The sequence below is a fragment of the Mycobacterium sp. 4D054 genome (assembly GCF_052245755.1).
In the GTDB taxonomy this organism is placed as follows: Bacteria; Actinomycetota; Actinomycetes; order Mycobacteriales; family Mycobacteriaceae; genus Mycobacterium.
This window is the reverse complement of the sequence record NZ_JBQQCF010000042.1, coordinates 20,194-46,642: the sequence shown is the minus strand read 5'-3', so window position 1 is coordinate 46,642 and position 26,449 is coordinate 20,194. Positions and strand designations below refer to the sequence as shown.

Annotated in this window: 31 protein-coding genes, 3 tRNA genes and 2 pseudogenes; 15 read left to right on the top strand and 21 right to left on the bottom strand. The window is 67.2% G+C overall.

Annotated elements, in window-relative coordinates:
* Positions 1-120: 120 nt before the first annotated feature.
* Both ACTWP6_RS23875 and ACTWP6_RS23870 read left to right on the top strand, forming a co-directional pair.
* Positions 121-252: pseudogene (locus ACTWP6_RS23875) on the top strand (Fic/DOC family N-terminal domain-containing protein); the annotation flags it as partial.
* 81 nt (positions 253-333) lie between these two features.
* On the top strand, positions 334-1,050 hold the full coding sequence (locus ACTWP6_RS23870; protein WP_443188963.1) for a Fic family protein: 717 nt from the start codon (positions 334-336) through the stop codon (positions 1,048-1,050).
* Positions 1,051-1,233: 183 nt separating this feature from the next.
* Here ACTWP6_RS23870 and ACTWP6_RS23865 read toward each other — a convergent pair.
* From ACTWP6_RS23865 to ACTWP6_RS23855, 3 genes are all read right to left on the bottom strand, one after another.
* A tRNA-Ser gene (locus ACTWP6_RS23865) sits at positions 1,234-1,324 on the bottom strand.
* A 123-nt stretch (positions 1,325-1,447) separates the two neighbouring features.
* Positions 1,448-1,897: a nucleoside deaminase gene (locus tag ACTWP6_RS23860; protein WP_260755766.1), complete on the bottom strand. Its 450-nt coding sequence runs from the start codon at positions 1,895-1,897 to the stop codon at positions 1,448-1,450.
* The gene (locus ACTWP6_RS23855; protein WP_260755767.1) at positions 1,894-2,418 is read right to left on the bottom strand and encodes a tRNA adenosine deaminase-associated protein; all 525 of its coding nucleotides are present in this window, start codon (positions 2,416-2,418) and stop codon (positions 1,894-1,896) included. The genes ACTWP6_RS23860 and ACTWP6_RS23855 overlap by 4 nt, the downstream gene beginning before the upstream one ends.
* Positions 2,419-2,538: 120 nt before the next feature.
* Here ACTWP6_RS23855 and ACTWP6_RS23850 point away from each other — a divergent pair, with 120 nt between their 5' ends.
* Positions 2,539-3,483 (top strand): prephenate dehydrogenase, encoded by a 945-nt coding sequence (locus tag ACTWP6_RS23850; protein ID WP_260757848.1) that lies wholly within the window; start codon positions 2,539-2,541, stop codon positions 3,481-3,483.
* Here the strand turns inward: ACTWP6_RS23850 and ACTWP6_RS23845 are convergent.
* The 5 genes from ACTWP6_RS23845 to ACTWP6_RS23825 are packed head-to-tail and all read right to left on the bottom strand — an operon-like array spanning position 3,446 to position 7,606.
* The gene (locus tag ACTWP6_RS23845) at positions 3,446-4,066 is read right to left on the bottom strand and encodes a putative glycolipid-binding domain-containing protein (protein ID WP_260755769.1); all 621 of its coding nucleotides are present in this window, start codon (positions 4,064-4,066) and stop codon (positions 3,446-3,448) included. The genes ACTWP6_RS23850 and ACTWP6_RS23845 overlap by 38 nt on opposite strands.
* Positions 4,063-4,857: an ABC transporter permease gene (locus ACTWP6_RS23840; RefSeq protein WP_260755770.1), complete on the bottom strand. Its 795-nt coding sequence runs from the start codon at positions 4,855-4,857 to the stop codon at positions 4,063-4,065. Before ACTWP6_RS23840 ends, ACTWP6_RS23845 begins: the two co-directional genes overlap by 4 nt.
* Positions 4,854-5,522 (bottom strand): ABC transporter permease, encoded by a 669-nt coding sequence (locus ACTWP6_RS23835; protein ID WP_260755771.1) that lies wholly within the window; start codon positions 5,520-5,522, stop codon positions 4,854-4,856. Before ACTWP6_RS23835 ends, ACTWP6_RS23840 begins: the two co-directional genes overlap by 4 nt.
* Positions 5,523-5,526: 4 nt before the next feature.
* Positions 5,527-6,639 (bottom strand): ABC transporter ATP-binding protein, encoded by a 1,113-nt coding sequence (locus tag ACTWP6_RS23830; protein ID WP_443188962.1) that lies wholly within the window; start codon positions 6,637-6,639, stop codon positions 5,527-5,529.
* 16 nt (positions 6,640-6,655) lie between these two features.
* Positions 6,656-7,606 (bottom strand): ABC transporter substrate-binding protein, encoded by a 951-nt coding sequence (locus ACTWP6_RS23825; protein ID WP_443188961.1) that lies wholly within the window; start codon positions 7,604-7,606, stop codon positions 6,656-6,658.
* Between the two features lie 104 nt (positions 7,607-7,710).
* Between ACTWP6_RS23825 and ACTWP6_RS23820 the strand changes: the two genes are divergently transcribed.
* Complete coding sequence (locus ACTWP6_RS23820; protein WP_260755774.1) at positions 7,711-8,073, top strand: LapA family protein; 363 nt, start codon at positions 7,711-7,713, stop codon at positions 8,071-8,073.
* 1 nt (position 8,074) lies between these two features.
* Here ACTWP6_RS23820 and ACTWP6_RS23815 read toward each other — a convergent pair whose 3' ends face one another.
* The 3 genes from ACTWP6_RS23815 to ACTWP6_RS23805 all read right to left on the bottom strand — a co-directional run bounded on the left by ACTWP6_RS23815 (position 8,075) and on the right by ACTWP6_RS23805 (position 10,605).
* Positions 8,075-8,887: a transglutaminase-like domain-containing protein gene (locus ACTWP6_RS23815; protein WP_260755775.1), complete on the bottom strand. Its 813-nt coding sequence runs from the start codon at positions 8,885-8,887 to the stop codon at positions 8,075-8,077.
* 79 nt (positions 8,888-8,966) lie between these two features.
* On the bottom strand, positions 8,967-9,986 hold the full coding sequence (locus ACTWP6_RS23810) for a phosphotransferase family protein (protein WP_443188960.1): 1,020 nt from the start codon (positions 9,984-9,986) through the stop codon (positions 8,967-8,969).
* Positions 9,987-9,996: 10 nt separating this feature from the next.
* The gene (locus tag ACTWP6_RS23805) at positions 9,997-10,605 is read right to left on the bottom strand and encodes a histidine phosphatase family protein (protein WP_260755777.1); all 609 of its coding nucleotides are present in this window, start codon (positions 10,603-10,605) and stop codon (positions 9,997-9,999) included.
* A gap of 18 nt (positions 10,606-10,623) precedes the next feature.
* Here ACTWP6_RS23805 and ACTWP6_RS23800 point away from each other — a divergent pair, with 18 nt between their 5' ends.
* Positions 10,624-11,400 (top strand): SDR family NAD(P)-dependent oxidoreductase, encoded by a 777-nt coding sequence (locus tag ACTWP6_RS23800; protein ID WP_443188959.1) that lies wholly within the window; start codon positions 10,624-10,626, stop codon positions 11,398-11,400.
* A 16-nt stretch (positions 11,401-11,416) separates the two neighbouring features.
* On the opposite strand, the gene ACTWP6_RS23795 is transcribed toward ACTWP6_RS23800, so the two are convergent.
* Positions 11,417-13,294 carry an alkyl/aryl-sulfatase gene (locus tag ACTWP6_RS23795; RefSeq protein WP_260755779.1) on the bottom strand — a complete coding sequence of 626 codons (1,878 nt, stop codon included), beginning with the start codon at positions 13,292-13,294 and terminating at the stop codon, positions 11,417-11,419.
* Positions 13,295-13,330: 36 nt separating this feature from the next.
* Between ACTWP6_RS23795 and ACTWP6_RS23790 the strand changes: the two genes are divergently transcribed.
* Positions 13,331-13,915: a cupin domain-containing protein gene (locus ACTWP6_RS23790; RefSeq protein ID WP_443188958.1), complete on the top strand. Its 585-nt coding sequence runs from the start codon at positions 13,331-13,333 to the stop codon at positions 13,913-13,915.
* Here the strand turns inward: ACTWP6_RS23790 and ACTWP6_RS23785 are convergent.
* Both ACTWP6_RS23785 and ACTWP6_RS23780 read right to left on the bottom strand, forming a co-directional pair.
* Positions 13,881-14,707 (bottom strand): annotated as a pseudogene (locus ACTWP6_RS23785) (NAD(P)-dependent oxidoreductase). The gene ACTWP6_RS23790 and the pseudogene ACTWP6_RS23785 sit on opposite strands and share 35 nt — an antisense overlap.
* Positions 14,708-14,736: 29 nt before the next feature.
* Positions 14,737-15,603 carry an NAD(P)-dependent oxidoreductase gene (locus ACTWP6_RS23780; RefSeq protein ID WP_443188957.1) on the bottom strand — a complete coding sequence of 289 codons (867 nt, stop codon included), beginning with the start codon at positions 15,601-15,603 and terminating at the stop codon, positions 14,737-14,739.
* A 103-nt stretch (positions 15,604-15,706) separates the two neighbouring features.
* Between ACTWP6_RS23780 and ACTWP6_RS23775 the strand changes: the two genes are divergently transcribed.
* The gene (locus ACTWP6_RS23775) at positions 15,707-16,045 is read left to right on the top strand and encodes a winged helix-turn-helix transcriptional regulator (RefSeq protein ID WP_443188956.1); all 339 of its coding nucleotides are present in this window, start codon (positions 15,707-15,709) and stop codon (positions 16,043-16,045) included.
* A gap of 1 nt (position 16,046) precedes the next feature.
* Here the strand turns inward: ACTWP6_RS23775 and ACTWP6_RS23770 are convergent, their stop codons facing one another.
* The 4 genes from ACTWP6_RS23770 to ACTWP6_RS23755 all read right to left on the bottom strand — a co-directional run bounded on the left by ACTWP6_RS23770 (position 16,047) and on the right by ACTWP6_RS23755 (position 17,258).
* Positions 16,047-16,457 (bottom strand): MmcQ/YjbR family DNA-binding protein, encoded by a 411-nt coding sequence (locus ACTWP6_RS23770; RefSeq protein WP_443188955.1) that lies wholly within the window; start codon positions 16,455-16,457, stop codon positions 16,047-16,049.
* Positions 16,450-16,953 (bottom strand): metallophosphoesterase family protein, encoded by a 504-nt coding sequence (locus ACTWP6_RS23765; RefSeq protein ID WP_260755782.1) that lies wholly within the window; start codon positions 16,951-16,953, stop codon positions 16,450-16,452. The genes ACTWP6_RS23770 and ACTWP6_RS23765 overlap by 8 nt, the downstream gene beginning before the upstream one ends.
* A gap of 109 nt (positions 16,954-17,062) precedes the next feature.
* Positions 17,063-17,135, bottom strand: a tRNA-Arg gene (locus ACTWP6_RS23760).
* Positions 17,136-17,169: 34 nt separating this feature from the next.
* Positions 17,170-17,258: transfer RNA gene (locus ACTWP6_RS23755), tRNA-Ser, on the bottom strand.
* Positions 17,259-17,341: 83 nt separating this feature from the next.
* On the opposite strand from ACTWP6_RS23755, the gene hisC reads away from it, so the two are divergent.
* The 4 genes from hisC to ACTWP6_RS23735 are packed head-to-tail and all read left to right on the top strand — an operon-like array spanning position 17,342 to position 20,185.
* Positions 17,342-18,400, top strand: a complete 1,059-nt coding sequence (hisC, locus tag ACTWP6_RS23750; protein ID WP_443188954.1) for a histidinol-phosphate transaminase — start codon at positions 17,342-17,344, stop codon at positions 18,398-18,400.
* A gap of 7 nt (positions 18,401-18,407) precedes the next feature.
* On the top strand, positions 18,408-18,884 hold the full coding sequence (locus tag ACTWP6_RS23745) for a DUF4334 domain-containing protein (RefSeq protein ID WP_443188953.1): 477 nt from the start codon (positions 18,408-18,410) through the stop codon (positions 18,882-18,884).
* Positions 18,885-18,902: 18 nt separating this feature from the next.
* Positions 18,903-19,349 (top strand): hypothetical protein, encoded by a 447-nt coding sequence (locus ACTWP6_RS23740; protein WP_443188952.1) that lies wholly within the window; start codon positions 18,903-18,905, stop codon positions 19,347-19,349.
* A gap of 11 nt (positions 19,350-19,360) precedes the next feature.
* Positions 19,361-20,185, top strand: coding sequence for a crotonase/enoyl-CoA hydratase family protein (locus ACTWP6_RS23735; RefSeq protein WP_260755786.1), 825 nt, complete (start codon positions 19,361-19,363; stop codon positions 20,183-20,185).
* On the opposite strand, the gene ACTWP6_RS23730 is transcribed toward ACTWP6_RS23735, so the two are convergent.
* Positions 20,172-21,476 carry an MFS transporter gene (locus ACTWP6_RS23730; protein ID WP_443188951.1) on the bottom strand — a complete coding sequence of 435 codons (1,305 nt, stop codon included), beginning with the start codon at positions 21,474-21,476 and terminating at the stop codon, positions 20,172-20,174. The two genes, ACTWP6_RS23735 and ACTWP6_RS23730, sit on opposite strands and share 14 nt — an antisense overlap.
* A gap of 499 nt (positions 21,477-21,975) precedes the next feature.
* Here ACTWP6_RS23730 and ACTWP6_RS23725 point away from each other — a divergent pair, with 499 nt between their 5' ends.
* On the top strand, positions 21,976-22,284 hold the full coding sequence (locus ACTWP6_RS23725; protein ID WP_443188950.1) for a hypothetical protein: 309 nt from the start codon (positions 21,976-21,978) through the stop codon (positions 22,282-22,284).
* Positions 22,285-22,397: 113 nt separating this feature from the next.
* Here ACTWP6_RS23725 and ACTWP6_RS23720 read toward each other — a convergent pair whose 3' ends face one another.
* Positions 22,398-23,564: a hypothetical protein gene (locus ACTWP6_RS23720; RefSeq protein WP_443188949.1), complete on the bottom strand. Its 1,167-nt coding sequence runs from the start codon at positions 23,562-23,564 to the stop codon at positions 22,398-22,400.
* Between the two features lie 329 nt (positions 23,565-23,893).
* Between ACTWP6_RS23720 and ACTWP6_RS23715 the strand changes: the two genes are divergently transcribed.
* From ACTWP6_RS23715 to ACTWP6_RS23705, 3 genes are all read left to right on the top strand, one after another.
* On the top strand, positions 23,894-24,640 hold the full coding sequence (locus ACTWP6_RS23715) for a recombinase family protein (protein WP_443188948.1): 747 nt from the start codon (positions 23,894-23,896) through the stop codon (positions 24,638-24,640).
* Positions 24,637-25,071, top strand: a complete 435-nt coding sequence (locus ACTWP6_RS23710) for a hypothetical protein (RefSeq protein WP_443188947.1) — start codon at positions 24,637-24,639, stop codon at positions 25,069-25,071. The genes ACTWP6_RS23715 and ACTWP6_RS23710 overlap by 4 nt, the downstream gene beginning before the upstream one ends.
* Positions 25,072-25,141: 70 nt before the next feature.
* Positions 25,142-25,348: a hypothetical protein gene (locus ACTWP6_RS23705; RefSeq protein WP_443188946.1), complete on the top strand. Its 207-nt coding sequence runs from the start codon at positions 25,142-25,144 to the stop codon at positions 25,346-25,348.
* Positions 25,349-25,403: 55 nt separating this feature from the next.
* Here ACTWP6_RS23705 and ACTWP6_RS23700 read toward each other — a convergent pair whose 3' ends face one another.
* Positions 25,404-26,366: a hypothetical protein gene (locus ACTWP6_RS23700; protein WP_443188945.1), complete on the bottom strand. Its 963-nt coding sequence runs from the start codon at positions 26,364-26,366 to the stop codon at positions 25,404-25,406.
* Positions 26,367-26,449 lie beyond the last annotated feature (83 nt).

The window sequence follows — 26,449 nt, the reverse complement described above, 5'->3', positions numbered from 1 at the left end:
CGGCAACAGCACCAGTGGCCAGCATCGACATGCCCAGAACGGTACCGGCTGTATCAGATCAAATGAGAAAGGCGCGCCGATGTGTCACATCAAATGAGAATGCTTCTGATCGGATGAGAACTGACAGCCCAGGCCAGCTCGGAGATCGAGAACATCGTGACTACGACAGATGACCTATTTCGTCACCTTGACGATGAAACACATGCTGATCCGGCCACGAGAGAGACGCTCCGATATCGCACAGCTCTTCGGGCTGGTTTCGAACACACCTTGGAGCGAGGCCTCACCACCACTACTGCGGCAGCGGTTTGCAGCATCATCAAGGGCCGGGAGATGAAGGTGCGCGCCCTCCCCGGGACTCGAATCGCGCGGCCGGGCAGCGGCGAGGTCATCTACAGCCCGCCCGAAGGGCGCGATGTGATCGAGAAAAAATTGACCGACTGGGAGTGCTACATCCATGAACAGGACGGGCTGGATCCTTTAATCAGGATGGCCGTTGCGCACTATCAGTTCGAAGCAATTCACCCGTTCACTGACGGCAACGGCCGAACCGGCCGGATCGTAAACGTGTTGATGCTCGTCGAAGCTGGTCTGCTCCGCCTTCCAGTCCTTTACCTGTCCCGCTACATCATCGATACGAAGAATGACTATTACCGCCTACTGCTGGCGGTGACAGCTGACCAGGCCTGGGAAGAGTGGGTCATTTACATACTCACGGGCATAGAGGTCACCTCCCGGTACACCTTGCGCAAAGTTAATGCGATCCGCCGGCTCCAAGACGACTTCTGCCAGCGTGCAAGAGCGGCATCCAGGGGTGGTGGAGACGCAGAGTTCCAATCGGTGCTTTTCGAACAGCCGTACTGTCGGATCACCACCGTGATGAACCGCTGCGGCGTGTCCCGGCCCACGGCGACGTCATGGCTGAACTCCCTTGCCGAGCATGGATTGCTCGAGAGTGTCAAGATCGGCCGCGATCGGCTGTACATCAATAGAGAGTTCCTCCGACTGCTCGTTCGGCAAGAGCCGCTGACCGAGGCCGATCCCGGATGAAAAGAAACTTTCGATACCCGGAGAACATGACAAAAAGCTTCACACAATCTTGCGTAAAACTGTGGCGCAAATCACATTAGGCGCCTAGTCAGCAAAGCCTGAGAGCTTGGGCCCCCGCGGCCAGCGCCACAGCGCCGCAACGATAAAAATAGCCTCTCACCTGGATCGCAGGCTGGAGAGGTGTGGCGGTGGCGGAGGGATTTGAACCCTCGGACGGGGGTTACCCGTCACACGCTTTCGAGGCGTGCTCCTTAGGCCGCTCGGACACGCCACCGTGTGGCAGCTTACCGACGCACACGCCCCAGACCAAAACGCGCCGACCCCGCCGAGATTGCGCCCACTGCGCAGAATGTGCCCGCCGGACCGCGCCAGATGCGGTCTCGGCGGAACCGGGAAGTCACCGCTGCCGCGCGAAGAACTCCTCCAGCGGCGCCGCGCACTCGGCCTCCAGCACCCCGCCGCGCACCTGCGGCCGGTGCGTCAGCCGCCGGTCACGCACCACGTCCCACAAGGAACCGACCGCGCCGGTCTTGGGTTCCCACGCACCGAACACCACCCGCGCCACCCGGGCCATCACCAGCGCACCCGCGCACATCGTGCACGGCTCGACGGTCACGGCCATCGTCGCGCCCTCCAGCCGCCACCCGTCACCCCACGCCGACGCCGCGGCGCGCAGCGCCAGGATCTCCGCGTGTGCGGTCGGATCGCCGAGGGTTTCCCGGGCGTTGGCGGCCCGGGACAGCTCGGTCCCGTCCGCGGCGACGACGACCGCGCCGATCGGCACGTCCCGAGGACCGGCCAGCCGGGCGGCGTCGAGCGCGGCGCGGATCAGGTCCTCGTCGGTCACCGATCCAGACGGTCCAGCACCGCCGACAGCTCGTCGGCGAATCCCATCTCCCGCGCTATCCGGCCCACCTGCTCGTCGGCGTACAGGTCGTCACTCTCGTCGAGGATCACCCCCAGCACCGCTTCGGGCAGGCCGATGTCGGACAGCAGGCCGAGGTCTCCCTCCTCGAACGGGTCCGACCGTTCGAGCTCCTCGTCGTCGATGTCGGCGTCGAGCTTCTCCAGCACCTCCGCCGCGATGTCGTAGTCCAGGGCCGCGGTCGCGTCCGAGAGCAGCAGCCGGGTACCCGACGGCGCGGGCCGCACGATCACAAAGAACTCATCGTCGATGTCGAGGATCCCGAAAACCGCTCCGGCGCTTCGCAATTCACGCAGCTCGGTCTCCGCGGCGGTCAGGCTGGTCAACGCTACCGGCCGCATCGGGGTGCACCGCCATTTGCCGTCCTCGCGGACGACGGCCACAGCGAAGCCGTCCGGAACGTCGGTCACCCGCTCCTGCTTCTGTGCACTCTGCGCTCCCATGAGGCCTGAGGGTAGTCCCCCGGCAGGGGCTTGACCAGCGGGTCCGCACCGCCCTGCACACCCTCCTGACACCGACTGTCCAGACCGATGTGCCAACCTAGGCAGGTGACGAAGCCACCGGTGTGCGTGATCGGTCTCGGCCTGATCGGCGGCTCGCTGATGCGGGCGGCGAAAGCCGCCGGGCGCGACGTGTTCGGCTACAACCGCTCCGTCGAAGGCGCGGAGGCGGCCCGGTTCGACGGCTTCGACGCGAGCACCGACCTCGACCAGACCCTGGCCCGCGCCGCTGCGCACGACGCGCTGATCGTGCTCGCCGTACCGGTGCCCGCGCTCGGGCTGATGCTGAGCCACATCCGTGCCACCGCGGCGAATTGCCCGTTGACCGACGTCACCAGCGTCAAGGGTGCCGTGCACGCCGAAGTCGAGAAGGTCGGCCTGCTCAGCCGGTTCGTCGGCGGGCACCCGATGACCGGGACCGCCCATTCCGGATGGGCCGCGGGCGACGCCCGACTGTTCGTCGACACCCCCTGGGTGCTCAGCGTCGACGACCACGTCGATCCCGCGGTGTGGGCAAGCGTGATGGACCTGGCGCTGGACTGCGGCGCGTTCGTCGTGCCGGCGCGCTCCGACGAGCACGACACCGCGGCCGCGACGATCTCACACCTGCCGCACCTGCTCGCCGAGGCGCTGGCCGCCACCGCCGGTGAGGTGCCGCTGGCGTTCGCGCTGGCCGCCGGCTCCTTCCGGGACGGCACCCGGGTCGCCGCGACCTCGCCCGACCTGGTGCGGGCGATGTGCGAGGCCAATTCCACCCGCTTGATGCCGGTGCTCGACCACGCGCTTCGGTTGCTCATCGATGCCCGCAACCAGCTGGCCCAGCATCAAACCGTGGCCGACCTCGTCGAGACCGGCCACGCCGCTCGGGTCCGTTACGACAGCTTCAGCCGCCCGCAGATCGTCACCACCGTCATCGGCGCCGACGGCTGGCGCGACGAACTCGCCGCGGCAGGGCGCGCCGGCGGGGTGGTCAGATCCGCTCTGCCAACCCGGGATAGTCCAGGATGAAGCCGTCGGGGTCGACGGTGACGGTGGTTTCGGCCACCGGCGAGTGCAGCTTGATCCCGTCGGCCCCCGCTGCGTAGCTGATCGTCGCGACGTCCACCGACAGATCGGGCACCCGCACGTAGACCACTGGCACCGTCACCGATCCCTCTCCCTGGTACACCCGGGTGCGCCGGATCGGCAGGGTGTTGAAGAACGGGCTGAAGATCACGTCCACGTCGAGTGCACCGTCGAAGGCCGACCTGCGGGTCTGCCCGGAGCGCTCCTGCACCAGCCACATGTTCTCCTCGTCGCGCGCGATCGAGAGCTGCCGCTCCCGTTCGGCCAGCGTGACGGTCAGCGACAGCCGCTTGGTGGCCCCGTGCTCGTCGGTGACGAGGTCGTAGGACGCGCTGAACGGGGGGTGTTCCGAGGTGGCGGCGGCCACGATCCGGCCGTGGGCCTTGATGCGGTCACCGGCGAGCTGCACGCGCACCGACTCCATCCGCGGCACATCGTGCGCGCGCCAGGTCAACACAGCCGGCCAGCGGCCGGATTGCTCCTCGCGGCTGGGGGCAGTCGCGTCCGAGCGATCGGCTTCACTCATGCCTCTACCGTAGGCGACGGCTTTGCGCGTTCGTGGCGGGCTTCCGAATCGGGGGATGAACCGGGCCGCGGCCGTGATTCCAATGCGACCTCGTCGCCGAGGAAAGGCTGCGGCATCGCGCCCAACCGCTGCAGCCTGCCGGTGCCGGGCACCGACGCCCACACTGCGAACGCCAGCAGAGCGTCCAGGAACAGCGCCAGCGCGGTGACCATCAGGGCACCCACGAGGGCGACGTAGAACTCGCGCACCTTGATGCCGTCGATCAGGTAGCGGCCCAGCCCGCCGAGGCTGGCGTAGGCCGCGACGGTGGCGGTCGCCACAATCTGCAGGGTTGCGGTGCGCAGCCCGCCGAGGATCAGCGGCATCGCGTTCGGAGTCTCCACCCGCAGCAGGATCCTGCGTTCGGTCATCCCCATCGACCGGGCGGCGTCGACGACCGTGCGGTCGACGTTCGCGATGCCCGAATAGGTCCCGGCCAGCAGCGGCGGGATGCCCAGCAGCATCAGCGCGACGGTCGGCGGGACCAGACCCAGGCCCCACAGCAGCACACCGAGCAGCAGCACGCCGAGGGTGGGCAGCGCACGCAGCGCGTTCACGCCGGTGACGACGAGGAAGGTGCCGCGACCGGTGTGCCCGATCAGCATCCCGAGCGGCACCGCGATCAACGCCGAGAAGAACACCGCGATGACGGTGTACTGCAGATGCTCCAGGATCCGGGCGCTCAGCCCGGCCGGACCGCCCCAATTGGCGGCGGTGAAGATGAACGACAGCGCCTCCTGCAGGAAGTTCATGCCGGCGCACCCGCCTTCGCCGTGGACGCCCGGTCAGCCCGGGTCCAGGGGGTGAGCGCCCTGCCGATCAGCATGATCAGGGTGTCGATCACGATGGCCAGCACGAAGATCGCGATGATGCCGGCCACGATCTGATCGCTCTTGTTGGCTTGGTAGCCCTCGGTGAACCAGGTGCCCAGGCCTCCGATGCCGATGACCGACCCGACGGCGACCATTGAGATGTTGGTGACCGCCACCACCCGCAGGCTCGCGATGAGCACGGGAAGCGCCAGCGGCAGTTCGATTTTCAGCATCCGGGTGAGCGGCCGGTATCCGACCGCGGTGGCCGCGTCGAGCACCACCGGGGACACCGCGTCCAGCGCTTCGGGCACCGCCCGCACCAGCAGCGCGACGGTGTACAGCGTCAGCGCGACGATCACGTTGGCTTCGTCGAGGATCCGGGTCGGGATGATCAACGGCAGCACCACGAACAGGGCCAGCGACGGGACGGTGAAGACGATGCTGGCCGTCACCGTCGTCAGTCGCCGCAGCACCGTCGTCCGCTGCACCAGCGCACCGAGCGGCACCGCGATCAGCAGTCCCAGCACGATCGGGATCAGCGACAGCCGCAGATGGATCACCGTCAGCGTCCATAGCGTGTCGAGGTGGGTGACCAGGTACCGCATCGGCTCAGCCCCCGGCCTGCCTGGCGGTGCGCTGTGCGTCCAGCGCGGCGAGCACGTCGTCGGCCTTCATCCCGCCGATCACCTGGCCGCCGTCGTCGACGGCCACCCCGAGCCCGGCCGGGGAGGACAGCGCCGCGTCCAGCGCCTGCCGCAGCGTGCCGTCGGGCTGGAACAGCGACCCACCCGCAATGGTGCTGTCGTACAACGAACTCCCGCTGCGGTGCAGTTCGACACCGGCGGCGTCGATCCACGCGTACGGGGTGCCGTCGGGCCGGGTCACCAGCGCCCAGTCTCCCGGCCTCAGTACCAGGTCGTCGATCTCGGGTTCACCGACATGGCGGATGCCGTGCAGCGGTAGCCCGGTCGCGTGGAAGAACTGCAGGCCGCGGTATCCGCGGTCGGCACCGACGAATCCGGCGACGGTGTCGTTGGCCGGATTGGACAGCAGCCGAGCCGGCGCGTCGTACTGCTGCAGGACCCCGCCGCGGCCGAACACCGCGACCTTCTCGCCGAGCTTGATCGCCTCGTCGATGTCGTGGGTGACGAACACGATCGTCTTGCGTAATTCGCTTTGCAGCCGCAGGATCTCGGTCTGCAGGTCTTCCCGGACCACCGGGTCGACCGCGCTGAACGGCTCGTCCATCAACAGGATCGGCGGATCCGCGGCCAGCGCCCGGGCCACCCCGACACGCTGCTGCTGACCGCCCGAGAGCTGAGCCGGGTAGCGGTCGGCGAGTGTGGGGTCCAGCCCGACACGTTCCATCACAGCGAGCGCGGATTTACGTGCGCTGCGCCGGGATTCACCCTGCAGCACCGGTACCGTCGCGACGTTGTCGACCACCCGCAGGTGCGGCATCAGCCCCGCGCTCTGGATCACGTAGCCGATGCCGAGTCGCAGCTTCACCGGATCGACCTTGGTGACGTCCTTGCCGTCGACGGTCAGGACACCGGAGGTGGGGTCGATCATCCGGTTGATCATCCGCATCGACGTGGTCTTGCCGCAGCCCGACGGGCCGACGAACACCGTCAGCGTTCCTTCGGGGATGTTCAGCGTCAGATCGTCGACTGCCACGGTGCCGTCCGGGAACTTCTTGGTGACGTGTTCGAAGGTGATCACGTGAGTTTCCCGCCCCCTACTTCCCGATCGGTTGATCGAAGCCGTTGTCGGAGATCCACTTCGCCGCCGCCTCGTCGGGGTCGACCCCCTGATTGCCCTCCACCGAGGTGTTCAGTTCGATCAGCGCCTCGGTGGTCAGCTTCGCGCTGACGGCGTCGAGCACGGTCTTCAGTTCGTCGGACATCTTCTGCGAGGCCACCAACGGCACCACGTTGGCCGCCAGGAAGACGTTCTTCGGATCTTCCAGCACCACCAACCGGCTCTGCTCGATCGCCGGTGAGGTGCTGAAGATGTTGGCCGCGGTGACGGTTCCGTCGGTCAGCGCCTTGACGGTCGCGGGGCCTCCCCCGTCGCTGATCGCGATGAAGTTGGCCGGCGCGATGTCCAGCCCGTACTTCTGTTTGAGTCCTACCAGCCCGGTTTGGCGGGTCTGAAACTCCGATGGCGCACCGATTTTCACCTCCGGCGAGTGCACCGCCAGGTCGGCGATGGTTTTGAGGTTCCAGCGTTGCGCGGTCTGCTCCGAGACCGCCAGGGTGTCCTTGTCCTCGGCCGGCGACGGATAGAGGATCGACAAACCGCCGGGGAGGTCTTTGAGCAGGCCCAGCAACACCTCGTCGGGGGTGGTGGCGGTGCTCTCGGCGTCGAAGTACTGCAACAGGTTGCCGGTGTACTCCGGGATCAGGTCGATCGAATGGTCCTGCACCGCGGGGATGTAGGTCTCACGGCTGCCGATCCCGAACTGGCGGGAGATGGAGAACCCGTTGGCTTCCAGCGCCTGGGCGTAGATCTCGGCGAGGATCTTCGACTCGGTGAAGTCGGCGGAACCGACCTTGATCGATCTGAGGTCGCCGGAGATGTCGCCGCCGCCGAGTGGATTGGAGCTGCCGCACGCCGCGACCATCAGGGTGAGTGCGGCTACGGCAACCGCGACAGCGGCGCGCCTGATTCGTCGGGAACAGTTCATCCGACCGTCCTTTCACTCTCGCCTGCCTGCGAGAAGGGCTTCGCCGACCTTACGTCACCGGTGAAGTGGTTTCATTCAAAGCGCATTAGGGCAAAGATGGAGCCATGTCCAGCGATCCGTTCGCGTCAGCCGACCAGCCGGCGTTCGACGCGCCCGGGACCCCCACGATGGGGACCCCGCCACCGCCACCGCCGCCGCCGAAGTCCGCGGTGCACCGCACCCGCGCCGCCGCACTGTGGGCGGCACTCACATTGGGATTCCTCATCCTGATCGTGCTGCTGGTCTTCATCGCGCAGAACACCGAGTCCGTGGAGTTAGCCTTCCTCGGCTGGCACTGGAGCCTGCCGCTGGGTGTGGCGATCCTGTTCGCCGCCGTGGCGGGCGGCCTGGTGACGGTCGCGGTGGGTGCGGTGCGCATGTTCCAACTGCGCCGCGCCGCCAAGAGGAACCTCAAGGGCGGCGTGTAGCTCACCGGATCGACACCAACTGCTCGATGCGGTCACGGGGCAGCTCGCCGTCGACGGTCGCGAACACCTCCATCGCGTTGACCGTCATCGCGCCCCCGTGGTTGTCCAGCCAGGCGGTGTCTGCCGCGTCCCGCCCGGTCGCGATGCGCAGCATCGACTGCCGCGGCGCCAGGCAGGTGGCGTCCACGACGTGCCACTGACCGTCGACGAACGCTTCGGCCACGGCGTGGAAGTCCATGGGGTGGCACCCGGGCGCGTACACCGACACCAGCCGGGCGGGCACGTTCACCGCCCGCAGCAGCGCGATGACCAGGTGCGCGTAATCGCGGCACACCCCGGAACCGGCCAGCAGCGTGTCCGCGGCACCGTCGATCGGGTCACTGGACCCCGGCACGTACCTCAGCCGGGCACCCACCCAGGACGACACCTTCGCCAGCAGCACGACGGGGTCGTCGACGTCACCGAATTCTGTGCCCGCGAAACCGAAGAACTTGTCGGCTTCGGCGTACCGGCTGGGCCGCAGATACATGGACAGGTCGAGGTCGCGCACCGGCGCCGGGTCGGCCTGTCCGACCACGCTCGCCCGGTAGCTGACCTTGAGGTTGCCGACCGGCGCGTCGAGTTTGTGGATGCGGTTGCCGTGGTCGCCGGCGATCTGGTTGATCCGGGCGTCTGGAATCTCGTTGCCGTTCAACGTGAACGACAGTGACTCGGTGACCTCGGCACCCGGCTGGGGCGCTACGGCGATCTGGAATTCGAGCGTCGTGGGCTCGGTGATCTCGACGTCGAGTTCCGCGCCGACGTCACGTTTCATCGTCGTGCGGGGCGCATCGGGGGCATGGTGGGAGCACGCCTCCCTCTACCCGCCGCCGACCTGCGGCGAAACCTCGGCGTCAGCAGAGCTCGGAGAGCCCCGCGGCGATCAGCGGGCCGACGGCCTCGGCCACCTTGTCGGTGTCGTCGACGACGCCGGCCTCGCGGGCCCGGTAGGCGATGCCTGCACCGATGATGGCGAGCTTGAAATAGGCCAGCGCCATATAGAAGTCCCAGTGGTCCAGCGGCTGGCCGGCCGCCCGGGAGTACTTCTCGGCGAGCGCGTCCGCGTTCGGGATCAGTTCGCTCGCCCACGCGGCGTCGGCATGCACCAGGTGGAACGTCGGGTGCCGGTACACGCACATCAGCGCGGCGTCGCTGAGCGGGTCACCGAGCGTGGACATCTCCCAGTCCAGCACCGCGACGACCTTCGTGGCGTCCTCGGCGTCGAGGATGGTGTTGTCGATGCGGTAGTCGCCGTGCACGATCGAGGTGCGGCTCTGCTGCGGCAGGGCTTCGCCGAGACGCCGGTGCAGCTTCCGGACGTCGGCGTCGCACGGGTCATCGGTCTGCTTGACCAGGTCCCACTGCGAACCCCAGCGCCGCACCTGGCGTTCCAGATAGCCGCTCGGCTTGCCGAAGTCCGACAGCCCGACCGCGTCCGGGTCCACCGCGTGCAGGTCGGCAAGCACCGTGATCAGCGCGTCGACGCACGCCTCGATCGCCACCTCGTCGCCGAGGGCTTTCAACTGGTCGGTGTGGCGCACCACCCGGCCGGCGACGTGCTCGACCATCTGGAACGGCGCCCCCAGCACGGAGGCATCGTCGCGCATCGTGACCGCGCGCGCGACCGGGACAGCGGTGTCGGCCAGCGCGGCGACGACCCGGTACTCCCGGGCCATGTCGTGCGCCGAGGGGGTCAGGCCGTGCAGCGGCGGGCGGCGCAGCACCCACTGGGAGGCGTCGTCGGCCACCAGGAAGGTCAGGTTTGAGCGGCCGCCGGAGATCAGCTCGGCGCGCAGGTCACCGCTGCGGGGCACCCTGACCTCGCGCAGGTGTCGGTCCAGGGCGGAAAGATCGAGGCCTTCGAGGTCAGTCACGCTGACTTTCCTACCATCGCTGATTTCTGGGCAATAAGTCCCATACGTGTTCGGTGGCGTTGACCCCCGCCACGCCCATCCGCCCAGTGCGCGACGACAGCAGCCGCGTCACCGACGCGTAGTCGACGTGAAACGACAGCAACCGCTCGGTCCGCAGCACTCGGTGCAGGATCACGTTGATGACTCCGCCGTGGCTGAACACCGCGACGGTGTCGTCGTGCTCGGAGGCGGCCACCACGTCGTCGACGGCGGCGTTGACGCGGGCCAGGAACTCGTCCTCGTCGACGGCGCTGGGCAGGTGCCCGTCGATGAGACGCTGCAGCTCCTGCGGGTTCTCGGCGGCGATCTGCTCGATCGGGATGTAGTGCTCCAAGTCGCGGTCGTACTCGGCGAAGCGCTCGTCGACCTCGATGGGCAGTCCCAGCGCGTCGGCCACCGGCCGCCCGGTCTCGACGGCCCGGATCTGCGGGCTGCTCACCAGTCGCGTGATCGGGAACCGGGCCAGCGCGTCGGGCAGGCGTTTGGCCTGTTCGACGCCTTCTTCGGACAGGTGCGGATCGGAGCCTTGCCCGGGTTCGCTTCGCCGGGGCAGCGCGTGTCGGACCAGAAGCAGTTGCACCGTGACACCATATGGCCCGTGACCGATGCGGGTGGATTCCCCGGCCGGCTGTTTGATCTGACCGACCGGGTGGTGCTGATCACCGGCGGCAGCCGGGGTCTGGGACGGGAGATGGCCTTTGCGGCGGCCCGCTGCGGGGCGGACGTCGTCATCGCCAGCCGCAAGTACGACGCCTGCGTGGCCACCGCCGAGGCCGTCACCGCCGGGACCGGCCCGGCCGCATACCCGTACGCGGTGCACGTCGGACGGTGGGATGAGCTCGACGGGTTGGTCGACGCGGCCTACGACCGGTTCGGCAAGGTCGACGTGTTGGTCAACAACGCGGGGATGTCCCCGCTGTACGAGTCGTTGTCGTCGGTCACCGAGAAGCTGTTCGACTCGGTGGTGAACCTGAACCTCAAGGGCCCGTTCCGGTTGTCGGTGCTCGTCGGTGATCGCATGCTCGCCGACGGCGGCGGCTCGATCATCAACGTCAGCACCCACGGGTCGCTGCGACCGCACCCGACGTTCGTCCCCTACGCCGCGTCGAAGGCTGGGCTGAATGCGATGACCGAGGCTCTGGCGCTGGCCTACGGTCCGACGGTGAGGGTGAACACCTTGATGCCCGGGCCGTTCCTGACCGACATCAGCGATGCCTGGACCTTCACCGATGGTGACACCAACCCGTTCGCGCGCAGCGCCCTGCAGCGGGCCGGCCAGCCCGCCGAGATCGTCGGCGCCGCGCTGTTCCTGATGTCGGATGCGTCGAGTTTCACCTCGGGCTCGATCATCCGCGCTGACGGCGGCATCCCCTAGCGGGCCGCCGCGGGAGTCACGGCGTGATGATGTTGAAGTCCGGGTCCGGCTTGTCGAGCGCCGACAACAAAGCGGTGAGAACGCCTGCGTCCCCGCTGATTTCGAGACCAGGCGAGGTGTTGTCACCGGCGGCGAGCGTGAGCAGGCGCAGCTTGCTCGCCAACCGGACCGTCGCCTGGGCCGTCGCCTCGTCCGCGGCAACGTTGCGGTAGACCAGCACCCCGTTGCGCAGGGTCAGCCGATAGTTGGTCTGCACGTCAAGGAAAGTGACGTCGATGGCGAGGTCGAGATCCCATGCCCGCGGCCCGTTCACACTGATCGCCACCACGTCGAACATCTGCTCTGGAGACAGTTGCCCCACCATCGATGTCGACGTGGTCTGGGTCGGGGTACCGAAGTTGCCGTCCCGCAGCTCGGTCGCGCCGCCGAGGAAGAAGTTGCGCCAGGTCGCCGTCTCGGCGCCGTAGGCCAGTTGCTCGAGGGTGTCGGCGTACAGCTCGCGGGCGCCGACGTGGTTCTCGTCGGTGAAGATCGCATGGTCGAGAAGCGTGGCAGCCCAACGGAAGTCACCGTCGTCGAACGCCTGTCGGGCCAGCTCGACGACGCGGTCGATCCCGCCCATCGCCGCGACGTAGCGCGGGCCGATGGCCTCCGGCGGGTGCGGCCACAGCCGGGCCGGGTTGCCGTCGAACCAGCCCATGTAGCGCTGGTAGACGGCTTTGACGTTGTGGCTGACCGACCCGTAGTAGCCGCGGGCGTGCCAGGCTTGCTCAAGCGCGGGCGGCATCGTGAAGCTCTCGGCGATCTCGATGCCGGTGTACCCCTGATTGAGTTGGCGCAGCGTCTGGTCGTGCAGATAGGCGTACAGATCCCGTTGCAGCGACAGGAATTCCACGATCCGGTCGCGGCCCCAGGTGGGCCAGTGGTGCGATGCGAACACCACGTCGGCGCGGTCGGCGAAGGTGTCGATCGCCTCGGTCAGGTACCCGGCCCAGCCGTGCGGATCGCGCACCAGCGCGCCGCGCAGGGTCAGTAGGTTGTGCAGGTTGTGCGTCGCGTTCTCGGCCATGCACAGCGCCCGGAAGCGCGGGAAGTAGAAGTGCATCTCGGCCGGCGCCTCGGTGCCCGGCGCCATCTGGAATTCGATCTCCACGCCGTCGATGGTGTGCACCTCGCCGGTCTCGCGGATGTCGACCGTCGGCACGATGATCGCCACCTCACCCGTCGACGGGGTCTGGCCGAGCCCGCAGCCGACCTGCCCCTGCGGCCCGCGCTCGAGCACCGTGCCGTACATGTAGGCGGCGCGGCGGGTCATCGCGGTGCCGGCATACACGTTCTCCTGCACCGCATGGGCGGTGAATCCCTCGGGCGCCAGCACCGCGACCCTGCCGGCGTCGACGTCGGCCTGCGAGGTCACCCCGAGCACCCCGCCGAAGTGGTCGACGTGGCTGTGGGTGTAGATGACCGCCCGGACCTCGCGATCGCCGCGGTGTTCGCGGTACAGCGCCAGCGCGGCGGCGGCCACCTCGGTGGACACCAGCGGGTCGATCACGATGATGCCGGTGTCACCCTCGACGAAGGTGATGTTGGACAGGTCGAATCCCCGCACCTGGTAGATGCCTGTGACCACTTCGTAGAGCCCCTGCTTGGCCACCAGCGTCGACTGGCGCCACAGGCTCGGGTGCACCGTGGGCGGGGCGTCTCCGGTCAGAAACCCGTAGACGTCGTTGTCCCACACCACGCGTCCGTCAGCGGCGGTGATGACGCAGGGCTGCCGGGCGGCGATGAAGCCCCGGTCGGCGTCGGCGAAATCCCGGGTGTCGTCAAACGGAAGGGTCTCGCGGTGCACCCGGTGCGCGTCTTCGATCGTCGGTGTCGGCGGCTTGCTGTTCATATCGCGAGACTGCCACGTCAGGCGCGGTTTCGATGCTTGACTGACACAATGGACATCCGCCGAGTCGTCACCGGACACGATGCGTCCGGCAAGTCAGTGTTCGTCAGCGACGAGAAGGTCGCCCCCCGCGTGCCGATGCTGCTCCCAGGCTCCGAGTTCACGCTGCTGTGGGGCGGCAACGAAGCACCCCGATTCCCCGACGACGGCTCGATGCCGCAGTGGCACACGTATTTTCCGCCCGTCGGGGGCTTCCGCTTCTCGATGTTCACGCTGCCGCCGCATGCGACGGCGACAGGGGACCCCAGCCAGATCGACGCCGAGGCGGCGCTGGCCGACGCCGAGCAGAAGCTGCCCGGGCTGCTCGGCTACATGGATCCCGAGGATCCCGGCATGCACACCACCGACACCATCGACTTCGAGGTGGTGCTCGAAGGTACGGTGATCCTCGAGCTCGACGACGGCGCCGAGGTGACGCTGCAACCGGGAGACACGGTCGTGCAGAACGGGACCCGGCACCGGTGGCGCAACCCGGGTGACACTCCGGCCCGGTTGGCGCTGTTCGTCTGCGGCGCCCACCACGCCGACGTCACCCGGCCCGCATCGCCCCCGCAAGGCGGCTGATCTCGGCATCGCCGTACCCGGCTGCGATCGCGGCGTCCGCGTAGCGTTGCATCGTCTTGAGAACGCCGGCATCGACGCCGCTGTGCACTGATGTCGCAACCAGGTGCTTCAGCGAGGTCGCAGCCGAAGACACCGATGCGCGGGCCTCGTCGTGGCGATCCGCCTGGATGCGCTCGGCGATCTCGGTGAAGACGGGCGGCAGGATCGCCGCGATGCCCAGTGCGTGCGGAAGCATTCGTCGGGCGCGATGCCCTGAGCCCGTGCGGTTTCCAACGCGTGCATGAATCCGCCTGTCGCGGTCCAGAACACGTCCAGCAGCGCCATGTCGTAGGCGGCGGCCCGGCCATGCTCCTCCCCCAGCCACGTTGCCTGTCCCAGAATCTCGAAGATCCCGCGCTGAGTCTCGAACAACTCTCGCGGCCCGGCGTAGAGCACGCCGGCGCCGGCCGTACCCATCACGTCGGTCGGCGTCATGATCGCGCCGTCGAGGTAGTGGCCGCCGGCGCCGGTGACCAACGCGGCGGTGCCGCGCGCGCGATCGGGGGTGTCCGAACTCAGTCCGACCAACACGCGGCCTGAGACGGCGTCCCCAGCAGCACGGACCACAGCGTCGACGGCGTCGTGATCGACGACGTTGATCAGGCTGACCTCGGCGGCGCCGATGGCGTCGGCCGGGTCCGGCGCCCAGTGCGCGCCGAGGGAGACGAGTTCGGCTGCTTTTGAAGCCGTACGGTTCCACACCGTGACGTCACATCCAGCTTTGATCAGGGCGACTGCCAGGGCGCGGCCCATGGGCCCCAGTCCGATGACGGTGGCAGTGGTCATGCGGCGTGCTCCTTCGTCATGCTCTCGATCACCCGGGCGAAGCCGTGGTCACCGAATCCGGCGTCGATCTGGCGGCGGATGAGTTGTTGGAGGGTGTCGATGAGTTCGGTACCGACGCCGACGGACCGGCCCGCGGCGATGATGTCGGTCAGATCGCTGAAGTTCAGGCTCTGCTGTCCCGGCACCGCGTAGTCCCCGTCGTCGATCACCCCGGCGTAGGCGGTCACCGCGGGTGCCAGCGCCTGCAGCCACGGAACCGCCCGCGTGGCGAATTCGGTGGCTGTGACGCCGGCGCCGGCGACCATCGCGGCACCCTGGAAGAATCCGGCGAACATCAGGTACATCCCGGCCAGCATCGCCAGGTCGTACAACGACGCCATTCCTGCGTCTGTCCCGAAATACTCTGCAGTTCCCCACGTTTCGAGGAAGTTGCGATACACGTCGAACACCTCACGCGCGCCGCTGTAGAACACCGTGGACGCGGGTGTGCCGATCATGTCCGGCGTCGCCATGATGCCCGCGTCGAGGTACCGGATATCGGCACGGGCCGCCCACCGAGCGAGTTCTCGTGCGCCGTCGGGCGTCGTGGTGGTCACGTTGATCAGGTCACGACCTGCGAGCTGTGCGGCCACGAGATCGAGCACGTCGTGCACCGACACATGGTCGAACAGGCACACCACGATCACATCGGCGTCGGCGATCGCGTCGACCACCGCGCCCGCCACGGCCGCGCCGGCGGCCCGCAGCGGGGCGCTTCGTTCGGGGGTGCGGTTCCACACGGTGGTGCGGTAGCCGGCGGCCAACGCCGCCCGTGCCAGCGCCGAACCCATCTCACCGGTTCCGAGGACAGTCACTGAATTCATGGCACCATCGTCGGTACGACACAAACCAGCCGACAAGTACCCACTAAAAAGTGCGGTACTTACCAAAATGAAACGATTGGCGCTGAACTGCAGGAGGCGGACCGTGTCATCACTCGGAAGATTCACGTGCGGACTCGATGCGGCGATGGCGGTCGTCGACGGCAAGTGGAAGCCGCTCATTCTGTGGGAGCTGCAGGAGGGCCCGAAACGATTCAATGCGCTGCACCGCAGCCTGGCCGGGATTTCACAGAAGATGCTGACACAGCACCTCAAGGAACTTCGGGCGCACGGCGTCGTGCACCGCGAGAGCTACCACGAAGTGCCTCCGCGGGTGGAGTACTCGATGACTTCGGCCGGCCAGGAGTTGCTCGAAGCTCTTGAGCCACTGGGAAATTGGGCCGAGAGGCACATCGAGCTGATTTGCGCGGCCGACGCGGGCTGAGTCAGCCCTGTTCTGCGAGCCACTTTTCGGCGCGCCGTTGCGAGGCCCGCGACAGCCACGCGTCCTGAATCAGTTCCCGCAACTCGGTGACGCTGACCTCACCCAAGCGGCCGGCTCGCACCAGTACCGAGAGGTGCCCGTTGAAATGGTCGGTGGTGAAAAACGGTGAATCGGGATCCTGCGTCAGGGCGAGCTTGTCGTCCTCGGACTCGACCCAGATGATGATGACGTCGGTGTAGCGCTCACCGGTGTCCGGGTCGACCGCGTCGGGCCGCGGGGTCCGGAAGTACACGAACGACTTGCCACCGACCTGGTAGATCGGATTCGCCTTCGGGCCTTCGAGGCGGGTCACGTGCGGCATCGACGCGGCGATCTCGTGGACGTCCGCGACGGTGGCGGGACGGTCACGCACGACGCGGCAGCCTGTGCAGCACGACGTCATGCAGTGCGCCGGAATGCACCGTCGCGGTCATGTAGGTGCAATAGGGCTGACGGCGCCGATCGGTGGGCGACCCCGGATTGAGAAGGCGCAGCCCTGTTTTGGCGGTGGTGTCCCACGGGATGTGACTGTGGCCGAACACCAGCACATCGGTGTCCGGGTAGTCGCGGGCCAGCCGCGCCTCCCGTCCCGTCGCGGCGCCGGTTTCGTGGGTGACGGTGAACTTCAGGCCCTCCAGCACCACGTCGGCCCGTTCGGGCAGCCGGCGCCGGAGCTCCGGTCCGTCGTTGTTGCCCCAACAGGCGACCAGTCGGTCGGCTCGGGCCTCGAGCGTGTCGAGCAGATCCGGCTCGACCCAGTCTCCGGCGTGGATCACCACGTCGACCTCGTCCACCGCGTCCCACACTGTGGGCGGCAGATCTTTGGCGCGTTTGGGCAGGTGCGTGTCGGCGATCAGCAGAAGGCGCACGAACCCGACTTTAGCGGGGGCGAGCGTGGGCCATAGGTACGCGGATTCGGCGGAAAGCGTGCACGGATCCCACGGTCGTCAGAGCCACACGGTTGTCGCTGGTAGTAAGCGCGCCCGAAGGGATTCGAACCCCTAACCTTCTGATCCGTAGTCAGATGCTCTATCCGTTGAGCTACGGGCGCATGGTTGTACTGCATATTCAGTTATGACGAACAGCGGAGGCGAGAGGATTTGAACCTCCGGTCCCCTGTAAGGGGGACAACTCATTAGCAGTGAGTCCCATTCGGCCGCTCTGGCACGCCTCCCGACGTTTACCGCCGCTGGATGAGAGTACACAGGCCCCGCCGCGGGAAGCAAAGCAGCTCCGGACGGGCCCTAAACTGTTCAGGTGTCCGCCCGTCTGCGCCCCGAACTCGCCGATCTGCCCGCCTACGCGCCGGGCAGGACGGTGCCCGGCGCCATCAAGATCGCCAGCAATGAAACCGTCCACGGCCCGCTGCCCAGCGTGCGGGCCGCGATCGAGAACGCGATCGATGGCATCAACCGCTACCCCGACAACGGCTACGTCGAGCTGCGGGAGCGTCTCGCCAAATACGTCGGATTCGCCCCGGAGAATATCTCCGTCGGCAGCGGATCGGTCAGCCTGTGCCAGCAGCTGATCCAGATCACGTCCACCGTCGGTGACGAGGTGCTCTTCGGCTGGCGCAGCTTCGAGATCTACCCATTGCAGGTGCGCACCGCCGGCGCGACCCCGGTGCAGGTGGCGCTGACCGACCACACCTTCGACCTCGACGCGATGCTCGCCGCGATCACCGACCGCACCCGGCTGATCTTCGTGTGCAACCCGAACAACCCGACAAGCACCGTCGTCGACCCCGACGCACTGGCGCGGTTCATCGAGGCCGTGCCACCGCACATCCTGGTGGTGCTCGACGAGGCCTACATCGAGTACATCCGCGACGGGCTCGTGCCCGACAGTTTCGGGCTCGTCCGGGCGCACAGCAATGTCGTTGTGCTGCGCACCTTTTCGAAGGCCTACGGGCTGGCCGGGCTGCGGGTCGGCTACGCCGTCGCCGATCCGGACATCGTCGCCGCGCTCTCGAAGGTGTACGTGCCGTTCACCGCCACCAGCGTGTCGCAGGCCGCGGCCATCGCATGCCTGGACGCCGCCGACGAACTGCTGGAACGCACCGACGCCGTGGTCGCCGAACGCGAGCGGGTCAGCGCCGCGCTGCGCGGGGCCGGCTACGAGTTGCCGCCCTCGCAGGCGAACTTCGTGTGGTTGCCGCTGGTCGGGCGGGCGCAGGAGTTCGCGGCCGACGCCGCGAACGACCGCATCATCGTGCGTCCGTACGGGGAGGACGGCGTCCGTGTCACCGTCGCCGCCCCCGAGGAGAACGACGCCTTCCTCGACTTCGCCGGGCGCTGGGCAGCCCACCTCGTTTAGGAGACAGATGACCACCGACCCCCGCAAGACCTTCACCGAGCTGACCGGGCGCACCGACCGGATCGCCGATGCCGAACTGGACGCGTTCTGGGCCACCCTGGCGCCGGCGACCATCGACTTCATGATCGGCGAATGGAAGGGCGGCGAGTTCGACACCGGACACAAGGCCAACGGCTTCATGAAGAAGTTGAACTGGTTCGGCAAGACGTTCCACTCGGCAACCGATGCCAAGCCGCTGGTCTGCCTGGACGCCGACGGCGCCAAGTTCTCCAACACCGAGGCGATGAACGGCGAGGCCAGCCTCTGGATGGAGGAGTTCCGCGGTGAGGTGGTCGCGACGATGGTCTACGACGGAAGGCCGGTGCACGACCACTTCAAGGTCGTCGATGACAACGCCGTCATCGGCATCATGAACGGCAAGGGCGCCCTCGACACCAGCTCGGGCACGCCCCGCCACCTGTACTTCTACCTGGAACGGGTGTAGCCGCATATCGTGGCCAGGATGAAGACGCACGCGCGGATCACGGCTGCGACGCTCGTCGGTCTGGGTGTCGTCCTGGGCCTGACCACGGCCTGTCAGCGCACCACCGAGGGCGCCGTCGCGCAGACCACGCAGCCCGGCCCGCCGCTGACGTCATCTCCGACCACCACCAGCCGCAGCCCCGGCATCCCGGGTATCCCCGACATCCAGATCCCGAATCTGCCGCTTCCGACCCGCAACACCGACGTCCCGCAGGTGCCGGCGCCCGCCAACTCGCTGACGATGACGTGCGAGGAGTTCAGTGGCCTCGACGAACCCACCCGGGTGGCCGTGGTGCGCGAGATCCTGTCCCAGGAGGGCAACCCGCTGGGCCCCGACGGCGAGTTCGTCGGGCAGATCCTGGCTGACGCGGCCTGCCAGTTCCTGCCCAGCGCAGTCGTCGCCGACGTCCTGTTGGGCGGCGGCTAACCTCTCTGGTCATGGGTAACTCCTATGAATCCATGACCGTGGACATCGCCGATCACATCGCGCAGGTCACGCTGATCGGGCCCGGCAAGGGCAATGCGATGGGCCCGGCGTTCTGGGCCGAGCTGCCGGTGGTGTTCAACGAGCTCGACGCCGACCCTCAGGTGCGGGCGATCGTGCTGACCGGCTCGGGCAAGAATTTCAGCTACGGCCTGGACCTGGCCGCGATGGGTGACACGCTCGGCTCGATGATGGCCGATGCGTCGTCGTCGAAGCCACGCGCCGACTTCCATGCCAAGCTCAAAACCATGCAGTACGCGATCACCGCGGTCGCCGACTGCCGCACCCCGACCATCGCGTCGGTGCACGGCTGGTGCATCGGCGGGGGTGTAGACCTGATCTCCGCGGTCGATATCCGTTACGCCAGCAGCGACGCGAAGTTCTCGGTGCGCGAAGTCAAGCTGGCGATCGTCGCCGACGTCGGCTCTCTGGCGCGCCTGCCGCTGATCCTGTCCGACGGGCATCTGCGCGAGCTGGCGCTCACGGGTAGGGACATCGACGCCGCCCGCGCCGACAAGATCGGCCTGGTCAACGATGTCTACCCCGACGCCGAGGCATCACTGGCCGCCGCACGGGCCACCGCGGCGGAGATCGCCGCCAACCCGCCGCACACTGTGCACGGCATCAAAGACGTGCTCGACGAGCAGCGCACCGCCCAGGTGGCGGCCAGCCTGCGCTACGTCGCGGCATGGAACTCGGCCTTCCTGCCGTCCAAGGACCTCACCGAAGGCATCACGGCGATGTTCGAGAAGCGGCCGCCGAACTTCACCGGCGAGTAGGGCGTCGGCGCTGCGCCGTTTCGGGCAGCGCCGTCACGCAGACCAGGCTGACCACCGCCAGGCCGCCCATCATCAGCGCGATCGCCGTGCCGCCGTACGTCGCCATCAGCATCGGCGAGATCACCGGCGGTAGCGCGCCGCCGATGACTCCGCCGAGGGTGTGTGACAGCGCCGCACCGGTGTAGCGGTAGCGGGCGGCGAAGATCTCCGGCAGGAACGCCGCGAGCGGACCCATGCAGACACCGATCAACGCGTAGGTGAGCACGATAGCCACGCCGAAGACCACGTGGTCCTCGGTCGCGATCAGCGGGAACACCGCGAACGCCCACGGCGCGGCCAGCGCGTAGCCCAGCGCCGTCACCCGGCGTCGGCCGTAGGTGTCGGACAAAACGGCCGAGACGGCCGCGAAGCCGACGGCGCACAGCCCGCCGATCACGTTGACCAGCAGCACCAGGTTGGCCGAGTAATCCATGTGCTCAGCGGCGTAATGCGTGAAGAACGTCCCCGCCTGGAACACCAGCATCGGAGCGCAGATCGCCGCACCCCCGGCCAGCAGCACCTGACGGCCCTGCCGGCGGATCAGCTCCGCCAGCGGCGCGCCCTGCTGCGTCTCGGCCTCGCCGAAGACCGGGGACTCCCGGATCCGCAGCCGGATGAACAAGGCGGTGGCGATCAGCACGGCGCTGAGCAGGAACGGGATCCGCCAACCCCATTGCAGGAACGCCTCATTGGCGCCGCCGAAGCCGAGGTGCACCACCAGGAAGACCAGATTCGACAGCACCAGCGCTGTGCCGAGACCCAGCTGGGTGAACATGCCGTAGAAACCACGCCGCTCCTCGGGTGCGTGCTCGGCCGTCATCAGCACCGCGCCCGCCCACTCACCGCCGACGGCGAAACCCTGCACCAGCCGCAGCGCGATCAGCAGCAGCGGTGCCGCGACACCGATGCTGGCCGTGCTCGGAATCAGCCCGACGCCGACGGTGGCGAACCCCATCAGCAGCAGCGTCACCACCAGGGTCTGCTTGCGGCTGATCCGGTCGCCGAAGTGACCGAACACCGCGGCGCCCAGGGGACGGGCCAGAAACGCGGCCGCGAACGCGCCCAGGGACGCGGTGGTGGCCATGACGTGGCCCAGTTCGGGGAAGAACACCGTCGGGAACACCAGCGCAGCGGCGGTGCCGTAGATGAAGAAGTCGTAGAACTCGATCGCCGAGCCGACGTAGCTTGCCGTCGCGATCTGCCGCAGGTTCTGGGTCTGCGCCTCGGCGCGGTCGGTCACCACTGTTGCCATGGCGTCGATGCTGCTCGTACCGGTGCCGTAGGCACATCCGGTGATCGGTGGAGTCGTCGGTGGAACGTCGTGTCCGCCGATCGGGGGACCCCTACCTACAGCGAGCACGAGCGGTGGCGGAGGGATTTGAACCCCCGGACGGTGTTAGCCGTCTCTCGCTTTCGCGAGTTACCCCCCCTCTGCGGCTGTCTGACCTGCGGTTATAGGTTCACAGCGGAAGGGGGGGTAAGGGGGGGTAGAAATTTTGACCCAGGCAGGAATCGAGAACGGTCAATCTCTATAGATTCGATGATTTCTCACTCACACCTACCTTGAGCTGCGGTTATGTGATTGCAAGCGGCGTCCGAGTTTGAGGGGTCGTCGGACGGTCGGTTTTACCCCCCCTTCGCTCTACCCCCCCTTACCTGCGGCAGATGCGTTCGACACGAACCCGCTACCCCACCACCCGCCGAGCCTTACCCGTCTACTGCCCGCGTTCTCTGTTTTAGAGAATGCCTCCATGCCGCCGCGCTTTCACGAGAAGTGGGTTCCGTTCTCCCTCGCCGAGCTGTCACCCGACGAATCGATCCCGATGTCCGACCCCGACGCGTTCGTTCCGTATCTCACCGAGCGTTGGCCGGAAGGCGGCAGCCCGCACAGAGTCGAGCTGAGCAAGGGCGGCCGCCCGAATCCGACGGGCACGGACGGCTACGTCGTCTTCCGCGTCCCACCACCGCCGGCGCCAGAGCCCGGGGAGAAGCGGACAGTCACGATCGACTGGGAACAGTTGCGCCCGCGGGTTCCACGCAAGAAGCGGAAGCCGGAGTAATCCACCACCCCCTGTCGTTCCCGCCGCGTAGCTTCGCCGTCGTGGGAATCACCCGGTTCGCTACGCGTATCCGCCTCAGTACCGGATCCCGCCGCCGCGGCGCACTCCTGAAGCTAGAGCCGACCCGTCAACTTCAGGTTCGCCGTATATCGAAGGGCACTCTCGGCTGCGGCGCCTGCCGCAACTTTCCTGCTAACCAGCTTCCGCGTTGCTTTCGAAGCTACGAAGGTTGCGCCAGGGAGCGTGAGATCGATAGCCCCCGTTGTCAATCGAGCGACTCCGCTGGCGGCACCTGGCACGAGTCCGAACAGCTTCCCCCGCGAAACAGTCACTCGGAGCTCGTCCTCAACTTGAGCAAGGTGGCGCTCCGCCGCTGCGCGCAACCGCTCGCCGTATTCGACAGGCGACTCCCCTTCCAGGCCGGCACCGGCCGACAGTAGAACCTCCCGAAGGGCGTCCCGGAAGTGCTTGAAGACCTCTTCGCCACGTCGCATCAAGATTGCGTCGGACACTGACAGCTCCAGCTTTGGAATGGTCAGGGCCATGGCCTCTGCTGAAAACGGCCCGTTGAACAAATATTCCATTCCAGTGGGAATCGGAAGAGCATTAGTCATCGAGCCGAGTGAGACGAAATGCTCTGCCAACTCAAGAAGTTCGTTGTTTCTCGCTTTATCGGAAAGAGCGCCCTCTTCGCCTATGGGAAAGCCGTCCATTACGAGTCCGCGAGCTGCATATCGCGAGTTGTCAAGGTGATGTCCTGCGAGTGCACTGGATCTGGGGCTGCGTTCTCCTGCCACCAGCAAGATCTCTCCAGCCGCTATCAGACCCGCTACCGGTCGCAGTCCACCGAGCACAGCTAGCAGTACATCTCGCGAGCGACCGGCCAACGCGTCCTGCCCGAACGGGAGTTGTCGCGCCGGCCATGCCCGCGCCTCTCCCTTCCGTAGCGCCATTTCAGCCCATGCGGCGATGGGGTCGTTTACGACAACTTGTGGTGCCAGTAGGAGCAGATTTTCAATGTTCGGCCGAGCTGCGATCGGCAATTGGTCAAACAACGCGACGCGCGGTTCAATAACTGCGTCTTTAGCCAAGCTTCGTGCGGATCTTGATTTCCATGAGCGCTCGCGCCACTCGTGAAGTATCTCGGCGAGCACAAGAAGTTGATCCTCAGGTGTAGACGCGATCCGCGAGAGAAGGTCAGATCCGAACTCTTCTCCGTAGAACCTCTCTACGACGACGAGACCGTTGGGCTCATCCCTACGCTGCTCTTCGATCAGCACAACTGAACAGTAGCCAGCTAGTTTGCGTCTGTCGCGATCGCAGATGCCCCGTTGGAAGCAATGCGTCGGGAAGCCGTCTATCACCGTGACCGGCGCCAGCCTCGGCCCGCGAGCACATCATCAGCCGCTCGGCGTCTCCACCTTCCGTGTCGCATCGGTCATCGTCGGCACCGTGGTGACCGGCGCTCCGGATCGCCGACCGCGGCGCGCCCGAACCTCCCGGAATCGGGCAAACCGCCCGTCTTCGACCGGTCAAGCTGCTACTTAACCGCAAAGTTCGGTAGCATTGCAGTTCAGAGCGTTTTACCCCTCCGAGTCAGGAAATCGCAGTGAAGCTGGTCGCGTACCTCCGAGTCAGCACCATCGAGCAGGCCGAGCACGGCTTCGGCCTCGACGCGCAACGAGCGGCGATCAAGGACGCCGCGAAGGCAGGCGGCCACCGCGTGGTGGCGTGGGTTGCCGACGAGGGACTGTCGGGTGCGCTCGACGCCGACGCCCGGCCCGGCCTTACCGAGGCGCTCGATCTGATCAACGCCGGAACCGCTGACGGCCTCATCGTCCGCGACCTCGACCGGCTCGCCCGCTCTGTCACCGTCCAGGAGGCGGTACTCGCCGCGGTCTGGACCGGGACGACCGCCGAGGTGTTCACGTCGACCGGCCCGGTGCCGCGCGACGATCCCGACGACCCGATGCGCACCGCCTACCGCGAGATGACCGCCGTGTTCTCCGGGCTGGAACGCCGCATGATCGCCAAGCGTCTCCGTGACGGCCGCAAGGCCAAGGCCGCGAAGGGCGGATGGGCGGCCGGCCGCACTCCGTACGGTTACCGCAGCGAGAAGAAGGGCGAGCGCGGACCGAACAACCCGAACGGGAAGTTGGTTCCGGTCCCGTCCGAACAGGCGACGCTCGCCCGGATGTTGGAAATGTCCCGCGAGCGGAAGAGCTCCCGGCAGATCGCGGCGATCCTCACGGCGGAGGGGCACCCCACCAAGCGGGGCGGGCGGTGGCAGTCGGCCACGGTCACCCGCATCCTCGCCCGGCACCGCGAAGTCGTCGAAGAAGGAGTTCCAGCATGACCACCAACGACCGCACCGCCTACCACCGCGCCGCCGAAGCCCTTCGCGCCCGATTCCGCCGCGAAGAGGAGGCACTGCACGCGGAGGGTTTCCTCACGATCGTCGACGCCGCGGCCGTGCTGGGTGTCGGCCGCAACGCCGTGAGCAACATGATCGCGGACGGTCGCTTGCATGTGACTCGATGGGGCGATCGCTCCGTAACGCGACCCGAGTGGATCGCCGAGGTGGCCCGCCGTCGCAAAGGCCCCGCCGAGTGGCGGCGTGAGCACGGTTGGCTCAGCGTGGCTGAAGCCGCGGAGATGATGGGCATCACCCGGCAGGCGCTGAACGTCAGGATCCGAAAGGGGCAGCAGGTTGCGGTACGGGCCGGTGCACCGGTGCCGGGCGCGTGGCTGATCAGGGTGGAGGATGTCGGCCGTCAGGCGGCGTAACGTCCGGCTCCACTCCCGCCGCTGCACGCCGCATAATGCGCTGGGCGATCGCATACGCAAGGAGGCAACGGTGAGCTACTTCGATCACAGAGACGCGGCTGTGGCCAAGGCTCATTCGTACGTCTACGAGGTGCTAGAGCTGAACCCGCTCGAACCGCTTCCTGACGACCAGCGATCTCGCAACGAATACGACGCCCTTCTCAAGGCCTTCCGCGCCGGCGCGTTCTGGGCACTCGATGAGCTGCCTAACGAAGCGGAAGACGACCCTGAAGTTTAGGAATCAGCGGCTCCGGCGCGGTTCCACCGCATGGGGCCAGCGGCCTAGGTGCCCGCTACTCGTCTTCGTGTGGCAGCCCGGTCACCGGCTGAGCGATGGCCGACCACTCCGCAGTCGGTCCTTGCAGGCGGCCGAACACGACTGTCTCGGGAACGGCGGTGTATCGCGCGAGGGCGCAGAGGTAGATGCGCATCGCGATCGCCGCGTACATGGTGGTCTGGGCCGTGACCTCCAGCGTCACGTTCATCGCTGCTGTCGACACACCTCCCACCGACGGGCCGGCGCCCGCATAGTTGACGAGCCCCGCGTGCCGGAAGCGTCCGTGGGTGGCCGCGGACAGCAATGAATACGGCAGTCCTGCCAGCTCGTCCTCTTGCAACCCCGATGCGCGGTAGAAATCCTTCACGAGCTGCGTCTCCGGCAGAGGCGCGTCGGCGAGTCCCTGACCTGCGCGGGCGAGGATCGGGGCGTCCCATGGCCGCGGTTTCTTGCGGTAGACCGACTCGAGTCCCGCGGTCGCGCCGACGGCCAGGTAGTCGGCGGTGCGGTCGTCGCGTTCGGCCGCAGCGGCGGCGTTGTCCGCCGGGAACGGAAGGCCATACAGCGCTGCGAGCTCCTCGTTCAGGTAGCGCCGCAGCCGCTCCTCCTTGGAACCCGCAGTGAGGACATACCAGGCCTTCGCAGCGATGACAGCGGACGTTCGCGCCAGCGGGAACGGCGCCAAGGTGACGAGATCGGTGCGGAGGATGGCCGCGATACCGCGCAGCAAGTCGCACTGTTCGAGGCCCGCCGCTACCTGCTGCGTCGCCAAAGTCAGCAGGGTCTGCTTGGACCGCGTCCCCGGGTGCTGGAGGTGGGCCGCCGCGTCCCGCAATGCCTCACTCCCGATGTTGAAAGGGTGCGAGAGCTCACCTTTGAGCAGGTTCTCAGCGGCGTCCACGTACCGCATCACTACATCGGCGAAGTAGTCGAACTCCGGCGGCGTGAAGCGGCCTGCCAGCGGCGGCGGGAATGTCACCCGTTGAGGGTAGACATCCGGTACGACAACATCGGCGCTGCTTGCGGGCCGGCCCGAGATCCGATGGAACCTATCCACCCGCC